The sequence below is a fragment of the Cupriavidus sp. 05L411 genome (genome assembly GCF_056398045.1).
The window spans coordinates 30,973-51,400 of the sequence record NZ_JBFTOQ010000041.1 but is presented as its reverse complement, the minus strand read 5'-3'; the positions used below and the strand labels follow the sequence as shown (position 1 = coordinate 51,400).

The window sequence follows — 20,428 nt, the reverse complement described above, 5'->3', positions numbered from 1 at the left end:
AAGTGCGGTCTGTGCGGGTTCTCCCAAGCGAGCCGCGCAATCGCCGCGCGCCAGGAAGCTGGATCCCTTCTGCCCAGGCGCAAGGGGCTCGCTGCCGCGGCCTATGGGATACTGAGGCTCCCCTTGTTTGCTAACCCACCATGGTTGAATCCACTCCCGCCCGCTGGCCCCATTCCGGCTTCGACCCCGCTGCGCGCGACGGCGACGGCCAGTTGCTGGCCGGCGACCACCTGCTGCGGATGTGGTGGCGCCGCCCGGAGGTGGCGCCGGTGGACGAATCGTGCGACGCCGAGCGAGCGCTGCATGCGGCGTTGATCGCCGAGCCACGGCGGGCTGTGCCAGCCAGCGAGCTCGCCGCCCTGCAGGACCCCGATGCCCGCGACAACTACGCCGTGGTGCTGGCCATGCGCGAGCGCCTGCTTGCCGCGCCGACCATCGAGGCGGCCTATCTGGATATTTTCCGCGAGGGCAACGTCAGCGTGCCACCGGTCTTTATCGACCAGCTCGCGCACCTGATCGTGCACGGCATCCTGCATGACAGTGACAAGCCGGATCCGATGGAGTGGCGCGCCGCGGAGCTGTTCTCCCGCGCACAGAAGGTGTCGCTGCAAGAAGGCGGGGTGATGCTGGCCGATGCCGACACCGTCGAGCTGCACGCGTCGGGCAGTGTCTACGGCGAGCTAGGCCGCTTGCTGGCCGAAGCGCAGGTCCCGGCGCGCAAGGTGGACCTGGATGTGCTGGATCGCGATAACGCGCAGGCTTACTGGGGACGCAGCGAACGCCACGACACGGTGATCCGCTTCGCCAGCGGCAGCGCGGCGCTAGCGGCGTTCAGCCGCGTGCTCGCGCGTTGGGTGCGGCATTTCTTCAGGGTGGAGGTGACGGTGATGCCGCTCTCCGCGATCGAGGACCGGCAGTGGGCCTGGCATATCGGGCTGGACGCGCAGGCCACGCTGTTGCTCAATGACCTGTATCGCGGCGTGGAACTGGAGCCGCAGCGGCAGCGGCGCATCTTGTCGCTGTTCCGGCTGGATTTTGCCGATCCATCCGTGGTGCGCCCGGATGTGGCTGGCCGGCCCGTCTACCTGGCGGCAGCGATGAACGAGGCCGGGATCCTCAAGGTGAAGCCGCAGAATCTGCTGCTGAACCTGCCTCTGGCCTCGATCTCATAGCCGCTGGCCGCAGGAACACCACGACCAGCAGGAGGAGCCAAGTCCGCGCCATCAACGGCGCCATTCGCGGTCGCGGTCATGGTCGTGTTCGTGCCAATCACGCTCGCGCCGATCGCGTTCACGCCACTCGCGTTCACGCCATTCGCGTTCGCGCCAGGCGCGCTCGCGCATACCGGGGCCGTAGTAGCCAGGGCCATAGTAACCAGGGCCTGTCACTACCACGGGCTGGGGCTGCACATACACCGGGGCCGGTTCATAGACTGGCGCGGCCCGGTACACGGGGGCTGGCTGGTAGACGGGAGCCGGCGCGACAAACACCGGGCCGGGCACGCCGATGCCGATGTCCACATCCACGCGCGCGGATGCAGCGCTGGAAGCAAGTCCTGCAACAGCAGCAATGACGCAAAGGGTGGCAAATTTCCGCACGGGTGGCTCCGGTTAGTGATTGGCTCCACTGTAAGCCGGCGCGCCGATGTCAGGTATTAGCGGGGTAATACAACTGTGTCTTCTTGTAACGCTTGATGCTTGTTTTCCAGAATATCCCTACCTGTGGCATGGCGAAAAGCTTCAGGCGCCGCGCCACTGCAGCCGCCGTCCCAGCCACGGCGCCAGCGCCGACGTTGCCACCCCCAGCGCGATCAACGCCAGCCCGGCTGACAGATCCGCCGAGATCCGCTCCTGGAACGCCACCGCCGAGACCACCAGCCCGATCAGCGGCACGCACAGCATGGCGATCGAGGTGGCTGCAGGCGGCAAGGCCTGCGTCATGTTCAGAACCACGATAAAGGTCAGCGCGGTGGCCAGCGGCCCGGTGTAGAACAGCAGCGGCCAGATCTCCGGCATCGAGAGGAAGTGGGGCGCGCCGTCACGCAGCAGTGCCAGCACCACCAGCGGCACCGAGGCCACGGCGGTTTCCCACGGGATCATGTCCGCGCCCAGGCGCACCGTGCGGTTGGCGCGCAGCTGGATGATGCTGAGCGACCAGGCCAGCGACGCGCCGAGCAGCATCACCAGGCCCACGGCGGTATGCAACTGCCAGTCCCGCACGGCCGGGGCGATCATCAGCGCGATGCCGGCATAGCTCAGGCCGGTGGCGATCCACTGCGGGCGCGACAGCCGCTCCTTGAGCACCAGCGACGACAGCGGAATCACCCACACCGAGGTGGCATAGGCGATCACCGAGGCCCGCCCCGGCGGCACGTACTGCAGCGCCCACAGCGCCAGCGCGGTGAAGGCCGCCATCTGCAGCAGGCCCACGCCGATCACCAGCGGCCATTCCTGCCGCGTGGGCAGGCGCAGCCGGCGAAATGCACCTAGCACCAGGAAGCTGATGGCGGCGGCCGAGACGAAGCGCGCGGCGGCAAACCAGAGCGGGCTGACGTGGGTCAGGCCCAGCTTCATGACCGGCCAGTTGCCGCCCCAGATTGCCACGGCGCAGGCGAGGGGAATAAACCGGCGCCATCCTTGTTGTGCTTGCATGCTTCGACTCGACTCTTTGACCAGGTTGTCCCGCCGCCACGAGCTGGGAGGGGGATGCTGGAAAGTCTACGGTTTATTGCGCCGCAGCAAAAACCGAAGGTGGCTGCAAATGCGTGCCGTTGCGGCATAGAATGCTGTCATATTAAAAAATAGGAGTGCAACGTGCTGGACATTGACCTGGACGCCACGGATATCCGGATTCTCAACGAGCTGCAGCGAGACGCCAGCCTGACCAACGTGGAACTGGCCAGCCGCGTCAGCCTGTCACCTTCGCCCTGCCTGGCGCGGGTCAAGCARCTGGARAAACMGGGCGTGATCKCGCGCMRKGTCACGCTGCTGGACGCGCGCCGGCTCGGSCTSAAGGTGGTGGTGTTTATCCAGATCTCGCTGGACAAGCAGCGCCGCGAAACCCTGGATGCCTTCGAGCGGCGCATCACCACCCTGCCGCAGGTGATGGAGTGCTACCTGATGTCGGGCGATGCGGACTATCTGCTGCGCGTGGTGGTGGCCGATGTGGAAGCGCTGGAGCGGCTGATCATCGACCAGATCACGCGCATTCCCGGTGTGTCCAGCATCCGCTCCAGCTTTGCGCTCAAGCAGGTCCTGTACAGCACGGCGTTGCCGCTGGGCTGATGCCCCGGTTCAGGACGACGCCCGCAGCGCTTCACGCGCCGTGAGCGCGACCACGCTGTCGATGCGCGTGTCGGCGCAGGCCACGGCGATGCGGTCCGGCAGCAGCGGCGCGGCCAGCCGCGTCAGCACATTGCCGGGTGGCATTTCCACCGCCAGGCGCACGCCGCATTCGCGCGCCAGCAGCATGGTCTCATGCCAGCGTACCGGCACGGCAAGGTTGCGCGCCAGGTCGGCGGCGATGCGCGCCGGATCGCGCAGCTCGCGTGCCGCGCTAGCGCTGAAGTAGCGCAGGCTCGGGCGGTTGATGCGCACGCCCTCGAACGCTTGACCGAGCTCGATTGCCGCGCCGTCAAGCAGAGCGCAGTGCGAGGGCACGCTGATCGCAATGGGTTTGGCCGCGTGCGCGCCAATGTCCAGCGCCAGCTTCGCAACGCGCGCCATGGCCGTCGCGGCGCCGGCAATCACGAACTGGGCGGGCGCATTGAGATTGGCCAGGTAGACCGGCGACGCCGGTCCGTGCACCTGCGCGATGATGCGCTCCAGCGGGCCCAGCTCCATGCCGAGGATCGCCGTCATGCCATAGCCGCTCGGATACGCTTGCTCCATCAGCTTTGCGCGCTGCGCCACCAGCCTGACCGCATCGGCATGGTCCAGCACGCCTGCGCAGACCGCCGCCGGGAAGGCGCCGATCGACAGGCCGGCCACGGCATCGGGTTTGGCGCCTTCGGCAAGCAGGCAGCGCGCCATCGCCACGCCAGCGGTCAACAGGCACAACTGCACGGCCACGGTGGACGCGAGTTCGGCCGCGCTGTCCAGCGCCCGCACATCGCGCCCGAGCACTTCGCTGGTCTCGCTCACAGTGGCGCGCACGGCTGGGTGGTCGGGCAGTGCGTGGAGCATGCCGGGGCGTTGGGCGCCTTGGCCGGGGAAGGTGAATAGCGTGCTCATGATGGCGGCTGCCAAGGGTCCTGGCTCATGACAGGGCCAGTCGCCGTTTTGAGCAACACGCGGCCGCCGGTGCGCACGCGCTCGCGCAGCGCGAACGCGCCAAACGGGGTGGCCACCTGGATGTCGATGCGCGCTTGCGCATCGTCGAGCAAGGCGGCCAGAGTGCGGGCCAGTTCGGCCGAAAGCGGCGTTGCCGCTGTAACCAGCAGGTCCAGGTCGCTGCCCGCGTGCAGCACGTCGATGCTGCTGGCCAGCGTAAAGCCGACGCTGCCGGTCACGCCCCAGTCCACCTGCGCAGCATCCAGCTGTGGCGCGATGCGCGCCAGCGCGGCGAGCGCAGGCAAGGCGGCGCGGCGCGGATGATCCCGCCAGCGTGCCTGCCGCGCGAGCAAGCCCGGCGTGACCACGCGCGCTACCTGCGCGGTGGGCAGCCACGCCGCGTGGCGCTGCGCGCGCGTGGTGCCGCGCAGCCCGACAGGGATGCGGCCATCGATGGCGCCATCGCGCCGCACCACCAGCGGGGCTTGCGCGAGCCAGTCGGCACTTGCCCACTGCGGCAGCGCATTGGCACGGGCGAAGCCCGGTGCGTCCGCGAGCCACAGCAGGTCATGCGGCAGGAGCGTGCTTGTGGTCATCTCATGCACCGGTCGTGCAATGGCTCAGTCCTGCCACTGCTGCGCAAGCACTTCGCGCACACGGCTGGAAGCCTGGCGGTTTTCTCCACCCAGGCGGCTGCGCAGATCCCGTTGCGGATCCGCCTGGATATCAGCCAGCGCGGCTTGCAGCGCGCCATGCACGGTATCGAGATCGGCCTCGTCGGGCAGCGCCGCGTGGTTGACGCCGACCCGCTTCCACAGCAGGCCCAGCGTGGCGTAGTTGCCAATGTCATACGCCATCGGCGGCACGGTGGCGGCAAAGCTCTCCAGGTCCTCCACGCTGCGCATGGTGATGCGCGCGGCGGCCTGCTTGCCCATGGCGTGTACCTGCACGCCGGCATCACTCAGCGCAATCAGGCGGTTGGCCTGGTATCCGTGCGCGAGGAAGGCGCCCGACATGGCGCGCCCGACCAGCAGCGCGATCACCGGATGCCCTTGCAGCCGCGCCGTGGCATAGGCATCGGCCGCGCCCGCCAGCGACTGATGAATGCCGAAGGCTTCCTCGCGCCGTCCATAAGCCTGGCTGGGCGTATCGACGATGGCCACGATGGGCCGCTTGATGGCGGCGTCGTGGTCGGCCAGCACGATCTCGTGCACGGCGCGCGCCAGCGACCAGCCTTCGAGCAGGCCGACTTCGCCGTCGCGCACGCGCGGGAAGGCGTTGCCGGCGTCGGGCACCACGGCGATAAAGCGCGCCGGCTGGCCGGCCAGCCCGGTGTCGGCCACCTGCACAGTGGCGGGATAGCCGGGGCGGCGCGGGGCGTTGCGCGTCAGCGCCGCGAGCCAGGCCTCGCCGCGGCCCTGCGTGTTTGCTGAACTCATGGCTTTGCTCCGTGTGCGTAGATGGTGCGGACCGTTTGCGGCTCCGGCTGGCGCGCCGGATCGTATTCGGCCAGGCGTTGCAGGTAATGCGCGTAGCGCTCGCTGCGGTGCACGGCCGGCACGCCTTGCGCCAGGGCCTCGCGCACCGTGGCGCGGATGGCTTCGGTGTCGTCCTCCACGTAGCGATCCGCCAGGCCAGTGGCAATGCGTTGCTCGCCGCCGGTAAAGCTCCAGATAAAGGGCCGGTCACGCGAATCGTATTCGGCCACGCCCGCTTCTTGCTCGATCACTGCCGGCCCGTTCAGGCCGAGGCGAGCCTCGCGCGTCACCACCAGGCAGCTGCACAGGCCGGCCGCGATGGACATGCCGCCGAAGCAGCCCACGGTGCCGGCGATCACGCCTACCACTGGCTGGTAGCGGCGCAGGTCGACAATGCCCGCGTGGATCTCGGCAATGGCCGCCAGTCCCAGGTTGGCCTCCTGCAGCCGCACGCCGCCGGTTTCGAACAGGATCACCGCGCGCGTGGGCACACCGCGCCGGTTGTCCTGCGCCGCCAGCTCCAGCGCGCCGGCGATCTTGGCGCCGCCCACTTCGCCCAGGCTGCCGCCCTGGAACGCGCCTTCGATGGCGAGGACCACCGCAGGATGGCCGTCGATGCGGCCCTTGGCCACCACCACGCCGTCATCCGCCTGCGGCACCACGCCCTGGCGTTCCAGCCACGGCGAGACCAACTGGTCGAAGGGGCCGGCGAGTTCGCGCAAGGTGCCGGGATCGAGCAGCGCATGCACGCGGGCGCGCGCGCCGAGTTCGACAAAGCTCTCGCGGTTCAGCAGCGATGCGTGGTTCATGCTTGCTCCTTGCCTTCGCCGTCGAGCGCCTCGAACGCTTCCGCCAGCCGCATGCCCACCACGCCCGGCGTGGCGCCGAAATCATGGATGTGGATGCGCATGGCGGCGCGCGGCTCGGCGCTGAACACGCGCGAGAGCTGCGCGTCCCAGACCTTGCCGTAGCCGTCCACCGACGTGGTGACATGAACCAGCGTGGTGCCGGGCGTGCCGGGCTCCACCATGACTTCGAGATCGCCGGAGCCGACCACGCCAACCAGCACGCGCTGGCTTGCCGGCGCGCCGGCGGGATATTCGAACCGGAGCTGTTCCATTATTTGTCTCCTTGCACGGGGGCATTGGCCGGCCGCGCTGCGGGTGGCAGCCGGTCCAGGAAGAAAGTGGCGGCGAGYAGGTCCGCAGCGCCGCCGGGAGAGGCGTTGCAGGCCAGCATGCCGCCTTCGAGCTGGCGCAGCAGGCGGCGGCCGGCCAGCGTGCCGATGCCGCCGGCGGCCAGCACCCGGCTCGCGCCTTGCTGCATCAGCGCCAGCCCTTCGCGGCCGGCCCGGGCCAGCACGCAGGTGTCGTCGAGCCGCTGCATGATGGCCAGCAATGCGTTCACGCGCGCGCTGGGCTCGGCGTCGCCGCGCGCCCGGCTGCGAATCAGCTCTGGCAGGCCAGCGCGCAGCACATGCGGGAAGCCCGCCTGCGCCTGGCCGCGCGCGCCGGCGACGCCGTAGTCGATGCAGGCGCGTTCGCCCTTGTTGCCTGTGCGCGCGGGACGGTGCCGGTCGGGCAGGCGTGCGATGGCGCCGGCGGTGCGGGCTATGCCATGCGCGCCATGTCCATGCCGGTGCAAGCCCGCCGCGCCAACCAGCAGCCCCAGGCTCCAGATCGCGCCGCGATGCGTGTTGATGCCGCCGGTGGCGCGCATCATCGCGGCCTCTGCTTCGCGGCCCAGCGCGCCGAGCCGCTCGCGCAATGCCACGCTGGGCTGCGCCACGCGCATGCCCGCCGCCGCCATCTCGGCAAAGGCGGGATGCAGCGAGCGCGCCGAGACGCGCATCAGGTCCAGGTTGAGGTCGGCGTGGGCGCCATTGCCGCGGCCATCCACCAGCCCGGGCTTGGGCGACAGCGCGGCCTCGTCGATCAGGGCATTGACGGCGAGATCGGCCAGCGCGATGGCGGCGGGGTTGACGGCGTCGTCACGGTGCCCGGCAGGTAACGCGAGGCTTGCCATCACCAGCTCCGGAAGCGTGCCGGCGGCTCGTACAGCCCGCCGGACCAGTCGACCAGGTCGGCCATGCTCTTGGCCGCCAGCAACGAGCGCGTAGCCTGGCTGCGCTGCACGCCGAGGTCTTCGGGCAGCGCGATCAGGCCGTCGCTGCGCATGCGGCGCGTGGTGCTGGTGTCGTGGCGCAGGCCGATCGGCGTCACCCCGGCCACAGCCGCCAGCATGGCGCGGCGCTCCTCCAGCGAGCGTGCCTTGTAGAGATAAGCGATGCCTTCCTCGGTCAGCACGTGCGTTACGTCGTCGCCGTAGATCATCACCGGCGCCAGCGGCATGCCGCTATCCTTGGCCACCTGCACCGCATCGAGCGATTCGACAAAGGTCGGCTTGCCGCCTGCCTGGAAGGTCTCCACCATCTGCACCACCAGCTTGCGGCCGCGCGCGAGCGGGTCGTCGGTCTCGATCAGGTCGAGCCACGCCGGCGTGGGATGGCGCCGGCCGCCCGGGTTGTGGCCCATGTTGGGCGCGCCGCCAAAGCCGGACAAGCGCCCGCGCGTGACCGTGGAGGAGTGGCCGTCGCCGTCGATCTGCAGCGTGGAGCCGATGAACAGGTCCACCGCGTACTGGCCGGCAAGCTGGCAGAAGGCGCGGTTGGAGCGCATCGATCCATCCGCGCCGGTGAAGAACACATCCGGGCGCGCGGCCACATAGTTCTCCATGCCGAGCTCGCTGCCAAAGCTGTGCACGCTCTCCACCCATCCCGACTCGATGGCGGGGATCAGCGTGGGGTGGGGGTTGAGCGTCCAGTACTTGCAGATCTTGCCCTTGAGGCCGAGCGACTCGCCATAGGTCGGCAGGATCAGTTCGATGGCAGCGGTGTTGAAGCCGATGCCATGGTTGAGCGACTGCACCTGGTGGCGCTCGTACACGCCGCGGATCGCCATCATGGCCATCAGCACATGCACCGGCTTGATCAGGCGCGGGTCGCGCGTGAACAGCGGCTCGCAGAAAAAGGGCTTGTCGGCCTGCACCACGTAGTCGATCCAGGAACCGGGGATATCCACGCGCGGCAGGCCGGCGGGGTCGTCCACGATCTCGTTGACCTGGGCCACCACGATGCCGTCGCGGAACGTGGCTGCCTCCACCAGGGCGGGCGTGTCCTCGGTGCTGGCACCGGTGTAGAGGTTGCCGTCGCGGTCGGCCTTGTAGCCGGCGATCAGCACGATGTTGGGCGTCAGGTCCACATAGAGCCGCGCGTACAGCTCGATGTAGGTGTGGATGGCGCCGACCTCCAGCTGGCCATCTTCCAGGAACTGCGAGATGCGCAGGCTCTGTGCGCCGGCATAGGCAAAGTCCAGTTTCCTGGCGATGCCGCGCTCGAACAGGTCGAGATGCTCCACCCGGCTCACGCTCGGGATGATCATGTGCAAGCCGTGCACCTTCGCCGGGTCCACCTCGGCCAGCGAGCGCGAGAGGAAGTCGGCCTGCTTCTGGTTGTTGCCCTCCAGCACCACGCGGTCGCCCGGCGCGGTGATAGCTTCGAGGAATGGGACGATGTCGGCGGTGGGCACGACCCGGCCGCTGGCAAAGGCGGCGCCGCGTGCCATGCGGCGGCGCTTTTCGCTGCGGCGGGTGTCCCACTGTCGGTCCGTGGCTGGGTTGGGCATCGCGTCTCCGGTGTGCTTGATGCAAGGAATGGCACCAAGATACGCAGCGCGCGTGGCGCAAGCAATGACGCCCGGCGCGGCATCGTTACTCTAGGTGTAAGTGTTGGCGGCCCGACATGCAAGGCGCGCGGTCCCGGCCTGGGGCGCACTGTACGCCGCCGCACCTGGCACGCAAGAGCCGGCCTGGTCACTAGCGTGCCGGATGGCGGCATCCCGCCGTTAATCCCACGCTAACGATTCTCTCGCCGGGTTGATTGATGCAGCGCGATGGCTGGCCTAGATTGCATCCATCAAACCTAGAACCAGCCCGCGCGCAACCCTGCCGACGGGCCAACAGGAGACAGCACCATGATCATCTACGGAACCGCCTTGCTGGCGCTCTGCCACCTAATCGGCTTGTTCCTTGGCGAACTGCTAGGCATTGCGATCGGCGTCAAGGCCAATGTGGGCGGGGTCGGCATCGCCATGCTGCTGCTGATCTCGATACGGCTCTTCCTGCACGGGCGCGGCCTCCTGCCCAAGGAGACCGAGGCGGGCGTTGGCTTCTGGGGCGCGATGTACATCCCGGTGGTGGTGGCGATGGCGGCGCAGCAGAACGTGGTCGCCGCGTTGCGCGGCGGGCCGGTAGCCCTGATCGCGGCAGTCGGCGCGGTGCTGGTCTCGGCCTGCTGCATCGCGGTGCTCAGCCGCACCGGCGACCACGCGCCATTGCCGCCGCTGCCCTCGCCGGAAGCCACCCCCAGCCACGCATCGCGCTAAGGACGCCGCCATGCCGCAATCCATTTCGCACATGATTGAGAACATCCTGCTGCAGAACGCCCTGGTCACCGCGTTTGCCGCGGTTGGCATCATCATGTGGCTGTCGTCAAGGCTCTCGCGCTGGCTGACCTTCGGACGCGTCCATGCCTCTGCCATCGCCATCGTGATCGGCCTGCTGCTGGCCTACTATGGCGGCATCGTCACCGGCAAGGAAAAAGGCCTGGCCGATCTCTCGCTGTTCTCCGGCATCGGCCTGATGGGCGGCGCCATGCTGCGCGACTTCGCCATCGTCGCCACCGCCTTCGAGGTGCAGGTGACCGAGGCACGCAAGGCCGGGCTGGTCGGTGCGGTGTCGTTGTTGCTCGGCACCATCCTGCCGTTTATCGTGGGTGCTGCCGTGGCGCGCGCCTTCGGCTACAGCGACGCGGTCAGCATGACCACCATCGGCGCCGGGGCGGTGACGTATATCGTGGGGCCGGTGACCGGCGCCGCGCTGGGCGCCAGCTCCGATGTGATCGCGCTGAGCATCGCCACCGGGCTGATCAAGGCCATCATCGTGATGGTCGGCACGCCCATGGCGGCAGGCTTCCTCGGGCTGAACAACCCGCGCGCCGCGATGGTGTTCGGCGGCCTGGCGGGCACCGTCAGCGGGGTATCGGCGGGCCTGGCCGCAACGGACCGCAGGCTGGTGCCTTACGGTGCGCTGGTGGCGACGTTCCACACCGGGCTGGGGTGCCTGCTGGGGCCCTCGTTGTTGTTTTTGGCGACCAAGGCGGTGGTGGGCTAGGCGGGCTGCGGCACCCGCATCGCCAACCGGCAAACCGCCGCCAGTGCCAGCAAGTTCGGATCCCGCTCGCGTCGCCGCAAGAAGCTCAGCCCAATGGTCTGGCGCAGCCGGTACTGCGAGGACAGCGGAACCAGCGTCACCTTGTGCGCAAACACGTCGCGCACGCGGCCGGGCAGCAGCGCGTAGCCCACGCCGCCGCTGACCAGGTTCATCAGCGAGAAGATGTCGCCGACCTTCATCACCACATTGGGCGTGAAGTCGGCGATGCGAAAGGCGTCCATGAAGCCCTGGTAGGTGATGAAGCCTTCGCTGAGCGTGACGAAGGGCTCGTCCCGGCATTGCCGCAGGTCGATGGAGGCTTGCCGCGCATAAGGCGAATCCGCCGGTGCGGCGAAGTAGATTTCGTCTTCGAACAGCGCAATGGATTCGATCTCGGGGTCTGGCTCGGGCATGGCCATCAGCGCAGCGTCGATGGCGCCTTGCTTGAGCTTGAAGAGCAGGTCGGCGTTGGAGCCAAGCACCAGTTCCGCCTGGAGTTCCGGCCGCCTGACCTTGATGCCGATCACCACGTCGGGCACCGTGCGGATGGTCAGCGAATAGAGCGAGCCGATCTTCATGTGATCGGCTGAATACCCGGCGGCCTGGCGCGTGGCGCGGATGCCGTCGGCCATGGCCTTGATGACATCGGCGGCCACATCCGCCAGCACGTGCGCGGCTTCGGTCGGCAGCAGGTTGCGCCCTTCGTGGCGGAACAACGCGCAGCGCATGCCTTCTTCCAGCGAGTGCAGCGCGCGGTGCACGCTGACCGTGCTCACATCCAGCGCCTCGGCGGCCTTGGCGAGATTGCCGGTCTCCATATAGGCGAGCAGGACTTCGAGCTTGCGCAGGGTGATTTCTTCGTTGATCCGGTTTCGCATAGGAGACGCGTCGCGCATGCTGGCGGTGATGGTGACCGGAGCATGATAACCAGATTCGATGCCGGATGGCCCCGGGAGAGTCCCGGGGCGTTGCGCGAGTGGCGCCGGCTCAGCGCGGCGCCATGCGGATCGCGCCGTCGAGCCGGATGGTCTCCCCGTTGAGCATGGCGTTCTCCAGGATGTGCAGCGCCGTCGAGGCGAATTCATCCGGCATGCCGAGCCTCGCCGGATGCGGCACCGAGGCGCCCAGCGAGGCGCGCACATTTTCCGGCAGGCGTGCCAGCAGCGGCGTATCGAACAGCCCGGGGGCAATGGTGCACACGCGGATCATGCGCTGCGCCAGGTCGCGCGCCGCCACCAGCGTCATGCCGACGATGCCGGCCTTGGCCGACGCATAGGGGATCTGCCCGATCTGCCCTTCATAGGCCGCCACCGATGCCGTCAGCACGCACGCGCCACGCTCGCCGTCGACCAGCTCGTTGCGGGCCATGCGCGCGGCGGCCAGGCGCAGCGCGTTGAAGGTGCCGACGAGATTGATGCGCACGATCGATTCGTATTTTTCCAGCGAGCCGGGCTGGCCGTCCTTCTCCACCAGGCGCACCGGGCCGCCCACGCCAGCACAATGGATCAGCGCGCGCATGGTGCCGAGCGTGTCGGCCGTGTCGAACACGCGGGTCATCTGCGCGGTGTCGCAGACATCGGCCTGGACAAAGCGCGCGAGCGCGCCGAGCTCCTCTACGGCGGCCGCGCCGTTCTCTTCGGACAGGTCGGCGATCACCACGGCAACGCCGCGTTCGGCGAGGCGGCGGGCGCAGGCGAGGCCTAGCCCGGAGGCGCCCCCGGTGACGACGGCGGACATGTTGGCAAGCTTCATCTGGTATCTCCTCGTTCTGGATATAGGTGCGTGCCGGCTCAGAGCCGTTCGATGATGGTGGCGTTGGCCATGCCGCCGGCTTCGCACATCGATTGCAGGCCGTAGCGCCCGCCGCCGTCTTCCAGCGCGTGCAGCATGGTGGTCATCAGCCGCGCGCCCGAAGCGCCCAGCGGGTGGCCGAGCGCGATCGCGCCGCCACGCGGGTTCAGGCGTGCCGGGTCGGCGCCCAGCGCGCGCTGCCACGCGAGCGGTACGCAGGCAAAGGCCTCGTTGATCTCGTAGTGTGCAATCGCATCGAGCGCAAGGCCGCCTTTGTCCAGCGCGCGCTTGCTCGACGGGATCGGCGCGGTCAGCATGGTCAGGGGGCTGTCGCCGCAGGCATCGAAGGCGACGAAGCGCGCGCGGGCGTTCAGGCCCAGGCGGGAGGCGGCGCGCTCGCTCATCAGCAAGATGGCGGCGGCGCCGTCGCTGATCTGCGAGGCATTGCCGGCGGTCACATGCCAGCCGATCTGCGGGAAGCGCTGGCCGAGCGTCTCGTCGCGAAAGGACGGCGCCAGTGTGGCCAGGTGCTCGGCGGTGGTGGCGGGGCGGATGGTTTCATCGTGCGCGACGAGGCCCGCGGCGGTACGGATTGGCAGGATCTCGCGGCGGAAGGCGCCGGCCTCGCGCGCCTGGTGGGCGCGCTGGTGCGATTGCGCGGCATACTGATCGAGATCGTCGCGTGATAGTTCCCACTGCGCCGCGACCAGCTCCGCCGCGACCCCTTGCGACACCAGCCCGGGCGCATAGCGCGCCTCGAACGACGGGCCGTACGGATTCTGCCCAATGCGCCCCGAGCCCATTGGCACGCGGCTCATGGACTCAATGCCGCAGGCAACCACGATGTCGTAGGCGCCCGCCATGATGCCTTGCGCGGCAAAGTGCACGGCCTGCTGGCTGGAGCCGCATTTGCGGTCGATGGTGGTGGAGGGCACATGCTCTGGGAATCCCGCCGCCAGCCAGGCCACGCGGCCGGGCGTGGCGGATTGCTCGCCCACCTGGCTCACGCATCCGGTGATGACGTCTTCCACCAGCCCGGGGTCCAGCTTGTTGCGCGCGACCAGCCCTGCCAGCACCTGCGCCAGCAGCTCCGTGGGATGGAGTTCGGTGAAGGCCGAGCCGGGCTTGGCGCGGCCCATGGGCGAACGGATGGCGTCGACGATGACGGCTTGCTGCATGGCGGGTCTCCGATGTCTCTTGATGGCAATGGGAACGACGATGGATCAGCTGCCGGTGAACTCGGGCTTGCGCTTGTCCAGGAAGGCCGACACCGCCTCACGGTGATCCGAGGTCTGGTGCGACAGCGCCTGGAAGCCGGCCGACAGTTCCAGCAGCGTATCCAGCCGGGTATGTAATGCCTCGCGCAGCAGGCGCTTGGCCAGCCGCACCGCATGCGGCGGATTGGCGGCAATGCGTTCGGCCAGTTCATTGGCCGTGGGCAGCAGCTGATCCGGCGGCACCACGCGCGAGACGAGGTTCCACTCCAGCGCCTGGCGCGCATCGATGACCTGTCCGGTGAAGGTCAGCTCGGCGGCGCGCGCAAGGCCGATCACGCGCGGCAGCAGCCAGGCGCCGCCATCGCCCGGAATGATCCCCAGCTTGACGAAGCTCTCGGCAAACTGCGCCTGCTCGGACGCAATGCGCATGTCGCACATGCAGGCCAGGTCCAGCCCCGCACCCATGGCCGCGCCGTTGACGGCGGCGATCACCGGTACCTCCAGGTTGAACAGCGCCAGCGGCAGGCGCTGGATGCCCAGGCGATAGTCCTGACGAATCTCCATGCCGGGCACCTGGCCCGAAGCCTGGCGTTCCATGTCGCGGATATTGCCACCTGAGGAAAACGCGGTGCCGGCGCCGGTGATGATCACCGCGCGCACGCTGGTGTCGCGGTGGATGCGGTCGATGGCCTCCAGGAAGTCGGCCACAGCGGTGTTGCCGGTGAGGGGGTTGCGCCGCTCCGGCTCGTTCATGGTCAGGGTCACGATGTGGCCCTGCTGCTCGTAGCGCAGGAAGCTTGTCATGCTGGTCTCCGGTCGTTGTTGTCGTCGTCGTCGTCGTCGTCGCCTTGGCTCGGGACGGCCGGCGCAGCGCGGCGCCGCCGACAATCGCTTGCCCAAAAGGCTAAGGGACCGTGCCCTCGGGTGTCCAATATTCATTTCGGCGATGCCGATATCCCGCATATATCGGCGCCGGCGCCGTTTGGCATCGGCGCGAGCCTGGATGCGCAAGGCAGGTTCAACTGGCGCTGCGATTTTCATGTGCTTCCCGCATCGCCCCGCGTCGGTTTGTATCAACGGAGATTGCTTTGTAGTGTGATAATTTGCATCCTAACTATATGGCTGCTATCATTCCGTCCATGCCTTCCATCGACGCCCTCCGTTTCGCCTTTACCGGCCAGCTGATGCTGGCCGGGCGCCAGTGGCGCCACATTTCGCAGGGCGCCGTTACCGCCTACGGGATTTCCGCCGCCGCGGCAGGGCCCCTGCTGTTTATCCGCCGCCTTGGCGGCGGCGTGCGCCAGGTCACCCTGGCCGACTATGTCGGGCTGGAAGGTGCATCGCTGGTCCGTCTGGTTGACCAGCTCTCCGCCGCCGGCCTTGTGCGCCGGGAAGTGGATGCGAACGATCGCCGGGCCAATGCGCTCTGGCTCACCGACGCCGGCGAGGCGCTCGCCGAAAAAATCGAGGTCGAGCTCAAGCATCTCCGCGCCAGCGTCTTCGCTGGCGTCAGCGAGCAGGACTTCGAGGGCGCCATGCGCGTGCTCAACGCGCTCGCCCAAGCCGCCGAGTCCGCGCCCACCACTGCTTTCGGGTCGTAAGAACATGGTCAGCTGGCCCACCGGACGGGACTGGATCTTCTCCCTCAAAGCCTTTGCAGCGGCCATGCTGGCGTTGTTCATCGCGCTGTACCTGGGCCTGCCGCGCCCGTACTGGGCCATGGCCTCCGTGTATATCGTGGCGCATCCGCTCACCGGCGCCACGCGCTCCAAGGCGCTGTATCGCGTGCTTGGCACGCTGCTTGGCGCGGCCGCATCCGTCGCCATCGTGCCGCCGCTGGTCAATGCGCCAGTGCTGCTGATGGCCGCGGTGGCGTTATGGACCGGCATCCTGCTCTATGTCGCGCTGCTGCACCGCACGCCGCGCAGCTATGTGTTCATGCTGGCGGCCTATACGCTGCCGATGGTGGCCTTGCCCTCGGTGAGCGATCCCTCGGGCGTGTTCGACATCGCCGTGGCGCGGGCCGAGGAAATCTGCCTGGGCATCGTGTGCGCGAGCATTGTCGGCTCGACCATCTTCCCCGCCAAGGTGGCCACGGTGCTCGGCCAGAAATCCGCCCAGTGGCTGGCGGACGCCGCGCTGTGGGCCACCGATATGCTCTCGGCGCATCCGGCCGCGAAGGTGTCGCGCCATCACAGCCGCCATCGCCTGGCCGCCGACATCCTCGCGCTCGACCAGTTGATCAGCCATCTCTCCTACGACGCCGAAAGCGCCGCGCGCGTGAAGCACGCGCAGGAGTTGCGTGGCCGCATGACCATGCTGCTGCCCGTGCTGTCGTCGCTGGCTTCCGTGGTGGACGCCTTGCACCAGCGCGCCGCGGGCATTCCGCAACGCCTGTCGCACAACATGGCGCTGGTGTCGGCATGGATCAGCGCGGGCGCACAGGCGCCGCTGCCGGCGTTGCAGCTATCCCCGGACGCGCCGATCGACGACGCCGGCCTGGAGCCAGGCAGTGCCGGGCCAGACTGGCACGCGGCGCTGGCCGCCGCGGCCGAAGGGCGTCTGCGCGAGCTGATGGAGTTGTGGCAGGACTGCGTGTCGCTGCAGCGCCGTATCGGCGAGGCGGCACCGCAGGGCGACTGGGCGCCGGCGTTCCGGCGCTGGGGCGTGGGCGCCGCGCGCCACTACGATCACGGCATGCTGCTGTTCTCCACCGCCACGACCGCGCTGGCGATCTTCAGCATGGGCATGGTGTGGATCTGGACGGGCTGGGCGGACGGCGCGGGCGCGGTCGCGCTGGGCGCGGTGTCGTGCTGTTTCTTTGCCGCGATGGACGAGCCGGCGCCCATGATCCGCTCGTTCTTCCGCTGGAACGTGGTCTGCCTCGTGCTCGCCACCATCTACCTGTTCGTGGTCCTGCCGAACGCGCACGATTTCGAGATGCTGGTGCTGATGTTCGCGGTGCCCTACCTGATCATCGGCGTGATGATGGCGCAGCCCCGGCTCGCGCTGATCGCCATGCCGCTGGCCGTGATCACGGCCAACGATATCGGCATCCAGGGCGCCTACAACGCCGACTTCAACGCCTTCTTCAACGGCAACGTGGCCGGCATCGCGGGCATTCTGTTCGCGCTGGTGTGGACCCTGGTGGCCCGCCCCTTCGGCACCAGGGCCGCGGTACGCAGGCTGGTGCGCGCCAGCTGGGGCGATATCGCCCGCAACGCCACCGGGCGCGAGCCGGGCGAGCACGCGCACCTGCGTGCCCGCATGCTGGACCGCCTGGCGCAACTGGTGCCGCGGCTGGCGGCCAGCGAGGATGAAACCACCGGCGACGGCTTTACCGAAGTGCGCGTGGAGCTCAGCACGCTGGCGCTGCAGCGCGAACTGCCCGCGCTGGCGCCGGAGCACCAGCACTCGGTACGGCGCGTGCTGCAGGGCGTTGCCAGCTACTACCAGGCACGCCTGGACGCCCGTGCCGACACGCCGCCGCAAGTGCTGCGCGACCGGCTGGCCAAGGCGATCCGCAAGGTTGCCTCGCGCGCCGACCAGGCTTCGCGCGAGGCCTTTGCCGCGCTGGTGGAAATGCACGTCGCGTTGTTTTCGGCGGCACCCGTGGCAATGAGCGCGGCTGGTGCCTTGCCCGCGGGCCAGGCGGCAGACCCAATGAGCAAGCAAGCGAGCAACAAGCAATGAGCGGTGAAGTCGACGTCTATGGTGTGTTTGTCCCGAGCCTGCTGGCGTGGATGCTGGTGGCGTTCCTGATCACCGCTTGCGCGCGTGCCGTGCTGGCGCGTGTGGGTTTTTATCGGCTGGTCTGGCACCGGTCCCTGTTCAATCTGGCGTTATATGTGATCGTCCTGGGTGGCACCGTCTACCTGGCCTATCGGCTGCAGTCATGAAACTGAATCTTCGTACGCTTGGACCCATCGTCCTTACCCTTGTCGTCACCGCGGTCGCGGTCGTCGTCGTCAAGCACCTGTGGGATTACTACACGGTGGCGCCATGGACCCGCGACGGCCATATCCGCGCAGACGTGGTGCAGATCGCGCCCGACGTGTCCGGGCTGGTGACCAAGGTCCTCGTCAAGGACAACCAGCGCGTGCAGCGCGGACAGCCGTTGTTCGAGATCGACCGCGACCGCTTCGCGCTGGCCTTGCAGCAGGCGCAGGCCACGGCGGCGGCGCAAAGCGCCATGCTCGCGCAGGCGCGCCGTGAAGCCCGCCGCAGCCAGACCCTGTCCGAGGTCGTCTCCAAGGAAGTGGTGGAAGAAGGCCTGGCCAAGGTCCAGCAAGGCGAAGCGGCGCTGGCGCAGGCGCAGGCCGCGGTCAACCTCGCCAAGCTCAACCTGGAGCGCACCAGCGTGCTCAGCCCGGTCGACGGCTACCTGAACGACCGGCTGCCGCGCCTGGGCGACTACGTCAACACCGGCCGCCCGGTGCTGTCGATGGTGGATGCGAATTCCTTCCACGTGGAAGGCTACTTCGAAGAAACCAAGCTGCACGGCATCCATATCGGCAATCCGGTGGACATCCGCATCATGGGCGAATCCCGCGTGCTGCATGGCCACGTGCAGAGCATTGCCGCCGGCATCGAGGACCGCGACCGCACCAACGGCTCCAACCTGCTGCCGAATGTGAACCCGACGTTCAACTGGGTCCGCCTCGCGCAACGTATCCCGGTGCGCATCGCGCTGGACGAGCCGCCCGCCGATTTGCGCATGGTCGCAGGCCGTACCGCTACCGTGTCGGTGCGCGAGCCCTCGGCCCGGGACAAGGCGCAGGCCGGGCCGGAAGGCCAGAAGGCTCAGAAGGACAAGCTCGCGCTGGCCGCCAAGGGAGCCGCCAGCCAGGGAGGCGCGCAGTGAACACGTTGCGCAAAGCCCTGCTGCCGGTACTGGTGCCGCTGCTGTTTGCCGCCTGCACCACGGTCGGGCCCGACTACCATGTGCCGGACAACGCCGCCGTGAAGGCGCAAGCGGCCAACGGCCCGCTGCTCGGCACGGACAACCCCGCCGTATCGATTGCCGAGGTGCCCGATGGCTGGTGGCGCCTGTATGACGATCCGAAGCTCGACCAGCTGGTGCAGCAGGCGCTTGTTGCCAATACCGATTTGCGCGTGGCCGCGGCCAACCTGAAGCGCGCCATCGCGGTCTACCACGAGGTGGAGGCAGAGAACCTGCCGGAAGCCAGGCTCTCCGCCAGCGCGGAGCGCGGGCAGATCGCCGGCGAGCCGCTGCTCAAGGAAGAGAAGATCCCGGTGATGAACTTTGGCGATGTCGGCTTCAAGGTTTCCTACCTGATCGACTTCTTCGGCAAGCTGGCGCGCGCGGATGAAGCGGCGCTGGCCGGCGCGCAAGCCAGCCAGGCGGCGCTCGACCAGGCTCGTGTTGGCGTGGTGGCCGAGACCGTGCGCGCCTACGTGCAGGGCTGCGCCGCCACGCATGAACTGACCGTGGCCGAGCATCAGCTGGAGTTGCAGCGCCGCGGCGTCGACCTGGCCCGCAAGATGGTCGATGCCGGGCGCGGGCAGCCGGTGGACCTGCTGCGCTCACAGGCGCAGGCCGACGTGTTGCGCGCGGCCTTGCCGCGCTTCAAGGCCGAGCAAGAGGGCGCGGCGTACCGCCTGGCGGTGATGCTGGGCAAGCCGCCCAGCGCCACCTCGCAGGCGGAGTACGCCTGCCACGAAGAACCCAGGCTGCGCCAGGCGCTGCCCGTGGGCGACGGTGCCGCGCTGCTCAAGCGCCGGCCCGACGTGCGCCAGGCCGAGCGCGAACTCGCCTCGGCCACGGCCAAGATCGGCGTTGCCACGGCGGATCTGTACCCGTCCATCCGCATCGGCGCCTCCGCCGGCTTCACCGGCATCCTTGATCACCTCGGCCAGGCACCGACCGCGCACTGGGGCTATGGCCCGCTGATCACCTGGAACATCCCGACCAGCGGCACGCGTGCCCGCATCCACGGCACCGAAGCCGGCGCCGAAGCGGCGCTCGCCCACTTCGACGGCGTGGTGCTCAAGGCGCTGCGCGAAACGCAGTCGGCGCTGAGCAGCTACACGCGGGAGCTGGAGCGCACCCAGGCGCTGCGCGATGCCCGCGACAAGGCCAGTGAAGTCGCGCGGCAGAACCGCCAGCTCTACCAGGCCGGCCGCTCGCCGTACCTGTCGAGCCTGGATGCCGACCGCACGCTGGCCAGCACCGAAGCGTCACTGGCGGCGTCGGAAAGCCAGGTCGCGCTGGACCAGATCAATCTCTTCCTTGCGCTGGGCGGCGGATGGCAAAATGCGCCCAAGGTCGAGTCGCGCACGATGAGCGAGCAGGCGCACTGAACGTGCATCGAGCGCGCGCTGGGCTGTCATCATGGTTAAAGCCATGCAAGCTGGCTTGCATGGCGGAAAGGAACACAAG

22 protein-coding genes are annotated in these 20,428 nt (G+C 68.5%); 9 read left to right on the top strand and 13 right to left on the bottom strand.

Annotated elements, in window-relative coordinates; all coding sequences use genetic code 11:
* Window positions 1–140 precede the first annotated feature (140 nt).
* Complete coding sequence (locus AC1DQR_RS32050; RefSeq protein ID WP_477134441.1) at window positions 141–1,172, top strand: DUF6352 family protein; 1,032 nt, start codon at window positions 141–143, stop codon at window positions 1,170–1,172.
* 51 nt (window positions 1,173–1,223) lie between these two features.
* On the opposite strand, the gene AC1DQR_RS32045 is transcribed toward AC1DQR_RS32050, so the two are convergent.
* Both AC1DQR_RS32045 and AC1DQR_RS32040 read right to left on the bottom strand, forming a co-directional pair.
* Window positions 1,224–1,598 carry a hypothetical protein gene (locus tag AC1DQR_RS32045; protein WP_477134440.1) on the bottom strand — a complete coding sequence of 125 codons (375 nt, stop codon included), beginning with the start codon at window positions 1,596–1,598 and terminating at the stop codon, window positions 1,224–1,226.
* Window positions 1,599–1,739: 141 nt separating this feature from the next.
* Window positions 1,740–2,651: a DMT family transporter gene (locus AC1DQR_RS32040; RefSeq protein WP_416047641.1), complete on the bottom strand. Its 912-nt coding sequence runs from the start codon at window positions 2,649–2,651 to the stop codon at window positions 1,740–1,742.
* A gap of 162 nt (window positions 2,652–2,813) precedes the next feature.
* Between AC1DQR_RS32040 and AC1DQR_RS32035 the strand changes: the two genes are divergently transcribed.
* Window positions 2,814–3,284 carry an Lrp/AsnC family transcriptional regulator gene (locus AC1DQR_RS32035; protein ID WP_477134439.1) on the top strand — a complete coding sequence of 157 codons (471 nt, stop codon included), beginning with the start codon at window positions 2,814–2,816 and terminating at the stop codon, window positions 3,282–3,284.
* Between the two features lie 9 nt (window positions 3,285–3,293).
* On the opposite strand, the gene mdcH is transcribed toward AC1DQR_RS32035, so the two are convergent.
* The 7 genes from mdcH to mdcA are packed head-to-tail and all read right to left on the bottom strand — an operon-like array spanning window position 3,294 to window position 9,432.
* Complete coding sequence (gene mdcH, locus AC1DQR_RS32030) at window positions 3,294–4,232, bottom strand: malonate decarboxylase subunit epsilon (RefSeq protein WP_477134438.1); 939 nt, start codon at window positions 4,230–4,232, stop codon at window positions 3,294–3,296.
* A complete protein-coding gene (locus AC1DQR_RS32025; protein ID WP_416047643.1) occupies window positions 4,229–4,867 on the bottom strand; it encodes a malonate decarboxylase holo-ACP synthase in 639 nt (212 codons plus the stop codon). The genes mdcH and AC1DQR_RS32025 overlap by 4 nt, the downstream gene beginning before the upstream one ends.
* A 24-nt stretch (window positions 4,868–4,891) precedes the next feature.
* The gene (gene mdcE, locus AC1DQR_RS32020) at window positions 4,892–5,710 is read right to left on the bottom strand and encodes a biotin-independent malonate decarboxylase subunit gamma (protein ID WP_477134437.1); all 819 of its coding nucleotides are present in this window, start codon (window positions 5,708–5,710) and stop codon (window positions 4,892–4,894) included.
* Window positions 5,707–6,558, bottom strand: a complete 852-nt coding sequence (locus AC1DQR_RS32015; RefSeq protein ID WP_477134436.1) for a biotin-independent malonate decarboxylase subunit beta — start codon at window positions 6,556–6,558, stop codon at window positions 5,707–5,709. The genes mdcE and AC1DQR_RS32015 overlap by 4 nt, the downstream gene beginning before the upstream one ends.
* On the bottom strand, window positions 6,555–6,869 hold the full coding sequence (locus tag AC1DQR_RS32010) for a malonate decarboxylase subunit delta (RefSeq protein WP_416047646.1): 315 nt from the start codon (window positions 6,867–6,869) through the stop codon (window positions 6,555–6,557). The genes AC1DQR_RS32015 and AC1DQR_RS32010 overlap by 4 nt, the downstream gene beginning before the upstream one ends.
* On the bottom strand, window positions 6,869–7,774 hold the full coding sequence (locus AC1DQR_RS32005; RefSeq protein WP_416047647.1) for a triphosphoribosyl-dephospho-CoA synthase: 906 nt from the start codon (window positions 7,772–7,774) through the stop codon (window positions 6,869–6,871). The genes AC1DQR_RS32010 and AC1DQR_RS32005 overlap by 1 nt, the downstream gene beginning before the upstream one ends.
* Window positions 7,774–9,432: a malonate decarboxylase subunit alpha gene (gene mdcA / locus AC1DQR_RS32000; protein WP_183034496.1), complete on the bottom strand. Its 1,659-nt coding sequence runs from the start codon at window positions 9,430–9,432 to the stop codon at window positions 7,774–7,776. The genes AC1DQR_RS32005 and mdcA overlap by 1 nt, the downstream gene beginning before the upstream one ends.
* Before the next feature lie 348 nt (window positions 9,433–9,780).
* On the opposite strand from mdcA, the gene madL reads away from it, so the two are divergent.
* Together madL and madM are read left to right on the top strand one after the other, a co-directional pair.
* A complete protein-coding gene (madL, locus tag AC1DQR_RS31995; protein ID WP_174427787.1) occupies window positions 9,781–10,191 on the top strand; it encodes a malonate transporter subunit MadL in 411 nt (136 codons plus the stop codon).
* A 10-nt stretch (window positions 10,192–10,201) separates the two neighbouring features.
* A complete protein-coding gene (gene madM, locus AC1DQR_RS31990; protein ID WP_477134435.1) occupies window positions 10,202–10,978 on the top strand; it encodes a malonate transporter subunit MadM in 777 nt (258 codons plus the stop codon).
* Here the strand turns inward: madM and AC1DQR_RS31985 are convergent.
* The 4 genes from AC1DQR_RS31985 to AC1DQR_RS31970 form a co-directional block, all read right to left on the bottom strand.
* Window positions 10,975–11,895 (bottom strand): LysR family transcriptional regulator, encoded by a 921-nt coding sequence (locus AC1DQR_RS31985; protein WP_477134434.1) that lies wholly within the window; start codon window positions 11,893–11,895, stop codon window positions 10,975–10,977. The two genes, madM and AC1DQR_RS31985, sit on opposite strands and share 4 nt — an antisense overlap.
* 109 nt (window positions 11,896–12,004) lie before the next feature.
* Window positions 12,005–12,769, bottom strand: coding sequence for an SDR family NAD(P)-dependent oxidoreductase (locus tag AC1DQR_RS31980; RefSeq protein ID WP_416047650.1), 765 nt, complete (start codon window positions 12,767–12,769; stop codon window positions 12,005–12,007).
* Window positions 12,770–12,807: 38 nt separating this feature from the next.
* Window positions 12,808–13,986 carry a thiolase family protein gene (locus AC1DQR_RS31975; RefSeq protein ID WP_477134433.1) on the bottom strand — a complete coding sequence of 393 codons (1,179 nt, stop codon included), beginning with the start codon at window positions 13,984–13,986 and terminating at the stop codon, window positions 12,808–12,810.
* A gap of 45 nt (window positions 13,987–14,031) precedes the next feature.
* On the bottom strand, window positions 14,032–14,829 hold the full coding sequence (locus tag AC1DQR_RS31970) for a crotonase/enoyl-CoA hydratase family protein (RefSeq protein WP_416047652.1): 798 nt from the start codon (window positions 14,827–14,829) through the stop codon (window positions 14,032–14,034).
* Window positions 14,830–15,164: 335 nt separating this feature from the next.
* Between AC1DQR_RS31970 and AC1DQR_RS31965 the strand changes: the two genes are divergently transcribed.
* Genes AC1DQR_RS31965 through AC1DQR_RS31945 form a run of 5 tightly spaced genes read left to right on the top strand, consistent with a single transcriptional unit; the run spans window position 15,165 to window position 20,349 of the window.
* On the top strand, window positions 15,165–15,626 hold the full coding sequence (locus AC1DQR_RS31965; RefSeq protein ID WP_174427793.1) for a MarR family winged helix-turn-helix transcriptional regulator: 462 nt from the start codon (window positions 15,165–15,167) through the stop codon (window positions 15,624–15,626).
* 4 nt (window positions 15,627–15,630) lie between these two features.
* On the top strand, window positions 15,631–17,718 hold the full coding sequence (locus tag AC1DQR_RS31960) for an FUSC family protein (RefSeq protein ID WP_477134432.1): 2,088 nt from the start codon (window positions 15,631–15,633) through the stop codon (window positions 17,716–17,718).
* Window positions 17,715–17,924: a DUF1656 domain-containing protein gene (locus AC1DQR_RS31955; protein ID WP_183034501.1), complete on the top strand. Its 210-nt coding sequence runs from the start codon at window positions 17,715–17,717 to the stop codon at window positions 17,922–17,924. The genes AC1DQR_RS31960 and AC1DQR_RS31955 overlap by 4 nt, the downstream gene beginning before the upstream one ends.
* Window positions 17,921–18,889, top strand: coding sequence for an efflux RND transporter periplasmic adaptor subunit (locus AC1DQR_RS31950; protein WP_416047654.1), 969 nt, complete (start codon window positions 17,921–17,923; stop codon window positions 18,887–18,889). The genes AC1DQR_RS31955 and AC1DQR_RS31950 overlap by 4 nt, the downstream gene beginning before the upstream one ends.
* A complete protein-coding gene (locus AC1DQR_RS31945; RefSeq protein ID WP_416047655.1) occupies window positions 18,886–20,349 on the top strand; it encodes an efflux transporter outer membrane subunit in 1,464 nt (487 codons plus the stop codon). Before AC1DQR_RS31950 ends, AC1DQR_RS31945 begins: the two co-directional genes overlap by 4 nt.
* The last annotated feature ends 79 nt before the right edge of the window (window positions 20,350–20,428 follow it).

Bases quoted from the DNA above. Each gene is read 5' to 3' on its own strand.
- AC1DQR_RS31960 (WP_477134432.1), top strand. From the start codon at position 15,631: ATGGTCAGCTGGCCCACCGGACGGGACTGGATCTTCTCCCTCAAAGCC.
- AC1DQR_RS32015 (WP_477134436.1), bottom strand. From the start codon at position 6,558: ATGAACCACGCATCGCTGCTGAACCGCGAGAGCTTTGTCGAACTCGGC.
- AC1DQR_RS31965 (WP_174427793.1), top strand. From the start codon at position 15,165: ATGCCTTCCATCGACGCCCTCCGTTTCGCCTTTACCGGCCAGCTGATG.
- AC1DQR_RS31955 (WP_183034501.1), top strand. From the start codon at position 17,715: ATGAGCGGTGAAGTCGACGTCTATGGTGTGTTTGTCCCGAGCCTGCTG.
- AC1DQR_RS31950 (WP_416047654.1), top strand. From the start codon at position 17,921: ATGAAACTGAATCTTCGTACGCTTGGACCCATCGTCCTTACCCTTGTC.
- AC1DQR_RS32050 (WP_477134441.1), top strand. From the start codon at position 141: ATGGTTGAATCCACTCCCGCCCGCTGGCCCCATTCCGGCTTCGACCCC.
- AC1DQR_RS32010 (WP_416047646.1), bottom strand. From the start codon at position 6,869: ATGGAACAGCTCCGGTTCGAATATCCCGCCGGCGCGCCGGCAAGCCAG.
- mdcA (WP_183034496.1), bottom strand. From the start codon at position 9,432: ATGCCCAACCCAGCCACGGACCGACAGTGGGACACCCGCCGCAGCGAA.
- AC1DQR_RS31985 (WP_477134434.1), bottom strand. From the start codon at position 11,895: ATGCGAAACCGGATCAACGAAGAAATCACCCTGCGCAAGCTCGAAGTC.
- AC1DQR_RS32040 (WP_416047641.1), bottom strand. From the start codon at position 2,651: ATGCAAGCACAACAAGGATGGCGCCGGTTTATTCCCCTCGCCTGCGCC.
- AC1DQR_RS31980 (WP_416047650.1), bottom strand. From the start codon at position 12,769: ATGAAGCTTGCCAACATGTCCGCCGTCGTCACCGGGGGCGCCTCCGGG.
- AC1DQR_RS31975 (WP_477134433.1), bottom strand. From the start codon at position 13,986: ATGCAGCAAGCCGTCATCGTCGACGCCATCCGTTCGCCCATGGGCCGC.
- AC1DQR_RS32025 (WP_416047643.1), bottom strand. From the start codon at position 4,867: ATGACCACAAGCACGCTCCTGCCGCATGACCTGCTGTGGCTCGCGGAC.
- mdcH (WP_477134438.1), bottom strand. From the start codon at position 4,232: ATGAGCACGCTATTCACCTTCCCCGGCCAAGGCGCCCAACGCCCCGGC.
- madM (WP_477134435.1), top strand. From the start codon at position 10,202: ATGCCGCAATCCATTTCGCACATGATTGAGAACATCCTGCTGCAGAAC.
- AC1DQR_RS31970 (WP_416047652.1), bottom strand. From the start codon at position 14,829: ATGACAAGCTTCCTGCGCTACGAGCAGCAGGGCCACATCGTGACCCTG.
- madL (WP_174427787.1), top strand. From the start codon at position 9,781: ATGATCATCTACGGAACCGCCTTGCTGGCGCTCTGCCACCTAATCGGC.
- mdcE (WP_477134437.1), bottom strand. From the start codon at position 5,710: ATGAGTTCAGCAAACACGCAGGGCCGCGGCGAGGCCTGGCTCGCGGCG.